5 protein-coding genes are annotated in these 6,123 nt (G+C 69.3%); 1 reads left to right on the forward strand and 4 read right to left on the reverse strand.

Annotated elements, in window-relative coordinates; all coding sequences use genetic code 11:
- Positions 1–24: 24 nt before the first annotated feature.
- A complete protein-coding gene (locus tag ACFOYX_RS30715; RefSeq protein WP_322440016.1) occupies positions 25–258 on the reverse strand; it encodes a hypothetical protein in 234 nt (77 codons plus the stop codon).
- A gap of 1,250 nt (positions 259–1,508) precedes the next feature.
- On the reverse strand, positions 1,509–1,670 hold the full coding sequence (locus tag ACFOYX_RS30720; RefSeq protein ID WP_369292972.1) for a DUF3618 domain-containing protein: 162 nt from the start codon (positions 1,668–1,670) through the stop codon (positions 1,509–1,511).
- A gap of 854 nt (positions 1,671–2,524) precedes the next feature.
- On the opposite strand from ACFOYX_RS30720, the gene ACFOYX_RS30725 reads away from it, so the two are divergent.
- Positions 2,525–3,877 (forward strand): glycosyltransferase, encoded by a 1,353-nt coding sequence (locus tag ACFOYX_RS30725; RefSeq protein WP_322440015.1) that lies wholly within the window; start codon positions 2,525–2,527, stop codon positions 3,875–3,877.
- Positions 3,878–4,231: 354 nt separating this feature from the next.
- Here ACFOYX_RS30725 and ACFOYX_RS30730 read toward each other — a convergent pair whose 3' ends face one another.
- Together ACFOYX_RS30730 and ACFOYX_RS30735 are read right to left on the reverse strand one after the other, a co-directional pair.
- Positions 4,232–5,290, reverse strand: a complete 1,059-nt coding sequence (locus ACFOYX_RS30730) for an acyl-CoA desaturase (RefSeq protein ID WP_322440162.1) — start codon at positions 5,288–5,290, stop codon at positions 4,232–4,234.
- 453 nt (positions 5,291–5,743) lie between these two features.
- Positions 5,744–6,031: a DUF4190 domain-containing protein gene (locus tag ACFOYX_RS30735; RefSeq protein WP_236648502.1), complete on the reverse strand. Its 288-nt coding sequence runs from the start codon at positions 6,029–6,031 to the stop codon at positions 5,744–5,746.
- Between the last annotated feature and the right edge of the window lie 92 nt (positions 6,032–6,123).

The following is a 6,123-nucleotide window of genomic DNA, read 5'->3' on the forward strand; positions in this document are numbered from 1 at the left end:
AGCGCTACCTGGGGACCGACGGCGTCAGCCGTGCTGCACCGCTGGCGTGGTCATCGATTCCTGCGCGGGGCCGTCGAAAGGTCCGCCCAGCGACGGGACGGCGGTCTCGCCCAGCTGGTCGGCGACATCACTCGGCGGGATCCCGCCCTCCTGCCGCCGGCGTCGCAGCGTCAGCGCGCTCGCCGCCCCGGTCAACGCCCCGGCCGCGAAGGCAAGGATGAGCGCGGGCCGAGCGGTGGAGTTTCTTCTGCGTGGCATGACTGCCTCCTGAATCCAACGTGTCGGCATGGTCCTGATTGTCCGGCTCGCCAGCCGGAGCGCGTGCACCTAATCGGCGGACTTGCATGAACATGCACCCTGTACTTCTCGGCCGACGGGTGAGGTGCAGTTTCAGGGTCAGGAGGGGCGGCCGTGAGTGAGACTGGAGCCGGGAGCGGCGCGCTCTGGAGTGCGCGCACACCCAAGGTCTCTCGGGCTCATGAGCGGCAATCATGCATGGTCAGCTACATGAGGAAGGGCCTTAACCTGCTGCTCTGCCTGCCAGACGGGGCATCCGACTTGGTTTCCCGAGAGTGGGCGACGGGGCGGCGAACAACCCCCCGCTCGACCTTACGGCGTCTGCCGCCCCGTCGGCACCCAGCGTAGGGCTGGCCGGGTGGCAGGGGGGCATGAACTGTCCATTCGTTAACCAGTTGTGGAGCGGCGGATGCGATGCCTCCCGCGCGGGGGCCAGCCGCCGCCAGCACGTCGCCCCGGGCACCCGGAGTTCCGAGGTGGGCAATTGTTGCCACGAGGACCGCCTGCGGTCCACCGCGAAGCCCTCCTGATCGCCGTCGCCTCCGCAGTCACCATCACCGCGCAGGTCATGATGGTACCTCCTGGCGGCGTCGACGAAGCCGAACGCTCAGTCTTGCCCGCGGCTTTGGGTGCAAGGGTCAGCGGAAGTCGTCTCGGCTTTCGCGTGCCTGCCCCCTGGACGCAACCGCGGCCTCTGCGCCCTGATGCCGGAGTGCGGATGCGCTCTCGCCCGCTGTCGACATCACAGATTTCGCGGCTTGTTGTGCTGACTGGCGGAGGTTGCCCTGCACCTGGTGAGCCATCTGGCCAGCCTGCTGCTTGAGCTGCCCGGAGTGCTGCATCGCCTGGTGTTTCGCCTGCTGGGCGAGTTGCTGCTCGCCCCCGGCTGGGCGGGATGAGTGACGAGGCCAGCCACCCGACGCCGAGGGCGATCAAGCTGACGGCGAGCGGGTTCCCCTCGGCCCGCTCCCGGGTCATCTGCGGCATCGTCTGCGCCTGATGCACCACGGACGAGGCCGCGTGCGACGCCCGGTCCTTCGCACCGGATACCGCACCAGAGGCCTGGTGGGCGACGGACGAGGCCCCGTGCGGCGCCCGGTCCTTGGCACCGGATACCGCACCGGAGGCCTGGTGGGCGGTGTCGGACAGGCGGTGGCCGGCCTCGGCGGCCGAGGCGCCGCCGTCATGGCGGGCCTTCGTGGCGATGCCCATCACCTTGTCCTTGATCGGCTGAAGCGGCCACGAGCGTGGTCGATCCGGTCCGTCGCCATCCGACGCGGGCTGGCCTTGTAGGTCAGGGCGTCCACGTCGGTGCTCAGTTCCATCCGGGTGGTTTCGATCTCTTGGCGGATCTGTTCGGGGTCATTGCACATGGCGTTTCCTCTCGCTTCGGGTCAGCGGCCTAAGGGCGGAGGGCCTCGCCGACCACCACAGCGGCAAGGCCGCGTGGGTGAGACTCGTGCCAGCTCCACCGAAGCGCGACTAACCACCTGCCGTGCTGAACCCGGAGTGCAACCTCCGGTGCGGCCGTTGCGGGAGCAAGGAGGACCGGCGGGCTCACGCCACCGGCCTCCCGGGCCTGACTGGCGGTCACCGCTGGCCCAGACCGCCCGCCAAGCGCCCCCAGCGGTGCGGTCGTTCCCAGGCAAGAGTGAGGTAAACCCGGTGGCCGGGCGGCGGACGGAGCATTGGCTCGATTGACACGGCACTGCCCCTTCCGTCATACACTGCCGGGGCCGACCAGTACGGCGTCTCCGCAGAAGCGCATGTTCTGGTTGGCGATGGCGCCGGCCGACGGCTGCATGGCGTGTTGCCGCCGCGCTGCCGGGTCGGAGCCGGTGGTGGCCGCGCTCGCCGTCGTGTTGGCCGTGCTGGGCGCCTGCTGCTGTGCGGCGGGGGCGCGCCTGCAACACGAGGCGGCTGCAGGCGCCCTTCGCCGAGGCGGGGCGGCCCGCCCAACTGTGGGCCGCGGGCTTTCCCGGCTGCTGCCCGACCGGCGGTGTGTGGCGCAGGCCGTTGGCGCCGGGGCTGCATATGGCTCTGTGTCCGTGGGAATGCGGGCCGCGGGCGAGGAGTTCACCGCGCACGGCTTCAGCGGCCCGCTGTGCGCCACCCTCGCCGGGCTGATGCTGGCCGGGCTCACTGGCTTCTGGCTCACACAACGCGCCCAGGCTGCCGGGCCGCGACCGGGCTGTCGACGACCTGTTCGGCCGTGGCTGTGGTGGGGGTGCTGCACATCACCCGTTCCGTCCCCTTTCCTCACCTCGCCCAGATCGGCACCCATTCGGCCGGCCTGCACCACGACTTGGAGTCCGTCATGAACAGACCTCGCCTCCGACGCCAGCGCATCGTCATCGGCGCGGACACCTACCTGCCGGATGTCAATGGCGCGGCGAACTTCACCCACCGGCTTGCCACCGGGCTGCTTGGCCGTGGGCACGAGGTGCATGTGATCTGCCCGGCGAGGGAGAGCGGTCCGGGCAGCACTCTGGAGAAGGGGCTCATGGTGCACCGGCTCGTGTCCCACCGCACCCCGTTTCATCCCACGTTCCGCGTGTGCGTGCCGTGGCAGGTAGCCCGGCCAGCAGCGCGCCTGCTGGACGAAGTCGCCCCCGACGTGGTGCACATCCAGTCCCACTTCCCGGTCTGCCGCGGCCTGGCCGCCGCCGCGCGCCGGCGCCGGATACCGGTGGTGGCCACCAACCATTTCATGCCGGAGAACCTCCTCGGCTACGCCCGGCTTCCCGCCTGGCTCGCCGGTGTGGCCTGCCGGCTCGCCTGGCGCGACCTCGTACGTGTCTTTCACCGCGCCTACATCGTCACCGCTCCCACCCCACGGGCGGTGCAACTTCTGCACGAGAAGGGCTTGCGCTGCGCCGCCGAGCCGGTGTCCTGCGGCCTCGACCTGGACCGCTTCGCTCAGCCACTGCTGGACGGCGGCGACGGGCGGCGGCGTGTGCTGTTCGTGGGCCGGCTCGACCAGGAGAAGAACGTCGACCAGCTGCTGCACGCGCTGGCGCTGCTGCCTGAGCGGCTGCAGGCCATCGGCGAGATCGTCGGCGACGGCTGCCACCGCCGGGTGCTGGAGGATCTGGCGCGTCAGCTCAGCATCTGGGATCGGGTCACCTTCCACGGCCTCGTCAGCGACCAGGAGGTCCTGCACGCCTATGCCCGCTGCGACGTGTTCTGCATGCCCGGCACCGCCGAACTGCAGAGCCTAGTGACCATGGAGGCCATGGCCGCCGGCAAGCCGATCGTCGCGGCCGACGCCATGGCGCTGCCGCACCTGGTCCGACCCGGCAGTAACGGCTACCTCTATCCGCCAGGAGACATTCACGCCCTCGCCGCGCACCTGGCCGCCCTGCTGGACGACGCGTCGGCTCGCGCCCAGATGGGAGCGGTTAGCCGGCGGATCATCGCTGCGCACGACCTTGGCCACGCGCTGCGTACATTCGAGGAGCTGTACCTGAAGGCCGCCGCCGGGGAATCCGCGGCCGCGCCAGCCCCTGCCGTGGAAAGCGAGCACGATGAGCAATCTGCGCGTTTCTCGTCATTGATGACGAGCCCAAGATCCGCATGACCGTGCGCGGGAAGCGGACGGGTTCGAGGTCAGCGAGGCGGCAGACGGGTCATCCGGGCTGCAGTCCCTCACCCGCGACCGGCCCGACCGGGAGTAGGCCGATGTCGTCGATGACGATCAGGTCGGCGCGGATGAGTCGGGTCATGGCTCGGGTCATCATGGACGGCGGCTCGGGTCCGCGGACCAGAACGTCGCCTACGGGTGCCCTGATCGCCGCCATTTCGGCCCGGATGCCCCTGAACATGCAAGGTCCGCGCAGCGGGTCGCGGGAGGGGAAGCGGGTATGCCCTGTCGGCAACCACGTGACAGGAGTGTGACAGCGGCAGTTTGAGCAGCGACAGTAGCGGCCCGCATTCAGTGTCTGTCGGTTCCCGGTTGGGTCGGTCGCTTGCCGACCGTCCGCAGGTGCTGCAGCGCTTGCGCCCAGGACCGGGTCAGCGTGGTCTCGTGGTACGGGACGCCGTGCGCTATGCAGAACTGGCGGATCAGTGGCTGGGCGCGGCGCAGGTTCGGTCGGGGCATGCTGGGGAAGAGGTGGTGCTCGATCTGGTAGTTGAGCCCGCCCAGCAGGACATCGATGAGCCATCCACCGCGCACGTTGCGGGAGGTCAGCACCTGCCGCCGCAGATAGTCGAGGGCACCTGCCTCGCTGAGGATGGGCATCCCCTTGTGGTTGGGCGCGAACGAGCAACCCAGGTACAAACCGAAAAGGCCCTGGTTGACCAGAATGAACACGATCGCCTGCGGGCGGTTCAGGAGCAGGAACACGGCCGTGAGGTAGCCGACGATGTGCAGGGCGAGCAGGCTGGCCTCGATCGGGCGGTGCTTGAGCCGGCCGCGGCCGAGCACAGCCTTGACGCTGGCGGCGTGCAGGTGCGGGCCCTCCAGCAGCAGCAGCGGGAAGAACAGCGTGGCTTGGTGCCGGACGAACACCGCGCCGAGACCGCGCCGCGCCTCGGCCTGCCCCGGGGTGAACGACAGGGGCGCCACCACGATGTCCGGATCATGGCCCTCAGTGTTGGGGTGAGCGTGGTGCCGGTTGTGCTTGTCCACCCACCATCCGTAACTGAGGCCGATCAGCAGGTTGCCGAACAGCAGGCCAACCACGTCGTTGGCAGTGCGGGAGCGGAAGATCTGCCGATGCCCAGCGTCGTGGCCGATGAACCCCGCCTGAGCAAAGATCACCGCAAGGAACGCCGCGACCACGGTCTGCCACCACGACTGCCCGAGCCGGACCAACACCACGCCCGCCACGCCGAGACACCCGAGCACCAGCCCCATGCGTAACGCGTAGTGGCCGGGCCGCCGGTGGAGGAGCCCAGCACCCCGCACCAGGCGGGACAGGTCAGCGTACTCACTGCCCCGCCCGCTGCGGGCACCAAGATTAGTGTCGCTCACCCTTATTACTCCCATAAGCCGCACCAGTTGGCATATCCGGTCCGACGCCGTCAGCCGCAACCGGGCACAGGCACTGGGCTGCCCACCGTCCGCGGCGGGCCCAAGGCCAACGATGCCTATCCCGAGCCAAGCGTGCACCATCGCAAGCTGCGACTCCCGCTGCGTTCGGCGCTCAGCCACCGAACCGTCCGAAAATGTCTGCGCGCGCCGCCCTCGTCAGCCCACCGGCGGTGAACGACGTGATCGTGATTGCTCGGAAGTGCCGAGTGAACATGCGAGACCAACCCGACGGGTCCCGGCTCCAGTCTCACTCATGGCCGCCCCTCCTAGACGGGAAACGGCAGCTCATCCAGCGGCGGCGCAGGGACCCCGGCTGGTCGCCACAGGTCCGCCGATCAGGTACATGACCCCAGCGGCCAAGTCGGACAATCAAGCGTTGGTACCGGCGGGCGCCGCCGTTGTGGTGATTCAGTGAGGCAGCTTGTCGCGGAGGTGCTCGACCTGGCGTTCGAGGCGGTCAACCGCCTGTTTGTTGTTGAGGAAGGTGGTGACACCGGCGGCGAACGCGATGGCTACCAGGACGGCGATCACGCTGAGGACCAGGCCGCCAATCGCGACGCCGCGGCCGGTGACGCCGGGGCGCCGGGTCATCCGCAGTGCCACGATGCCGAGGATGAGCCCGATGATCCCTAGCACCAGTCCCACGGGGGCGAAGATGGCGGTCAGCACGCAGACCAGGGCGGCGACCCCGAACACCAGCGCGAAGGCGGCAGCGGGACTAGTCTCAACGCCGTTCAGTTAGGGCGGCGGTCGGCGTGTCAAGGTGTGCCTGAGACGTGAAGCAGCGG

It is taken from the genome of Micromonospora sp. GCM10011541, from assembly GCF_042650725.1.
GTDB classification, from domain to species: Bacteria; Actinomycetota; Actinomycetes; order Mycobacteriales; family Micromonosporaceae; genus Micromonospora; species Micromonospora sicca.

What these genes read in the sequence shown, in the direction of transcription:
- ACFOYX_RS30730 (WP_322440162.1), bottom strand. Translation starts at nt 5,290, where the DNA reads ATGGGAGTAATAAGGGTGAGCGACACTAATCTTGGTGCCCGCAGCGGG.
- ACFOYX_RS30715 (WP_322440016.1), bottom strand. Translation starts at nt 258, where the DNA reads ATGCCACGCAGAAGAAACTCCACCGCTCGGCCCGCGCTCATCCTTGCC.
- ACFOYX_RS30720 (WP_369292972.1), bottom strand. Translation starts at nt 1,670, where the DNA reads ATGTGCAATGACCCCGAACAGATCCGCCAAGAGATCGAAACCACCCGG.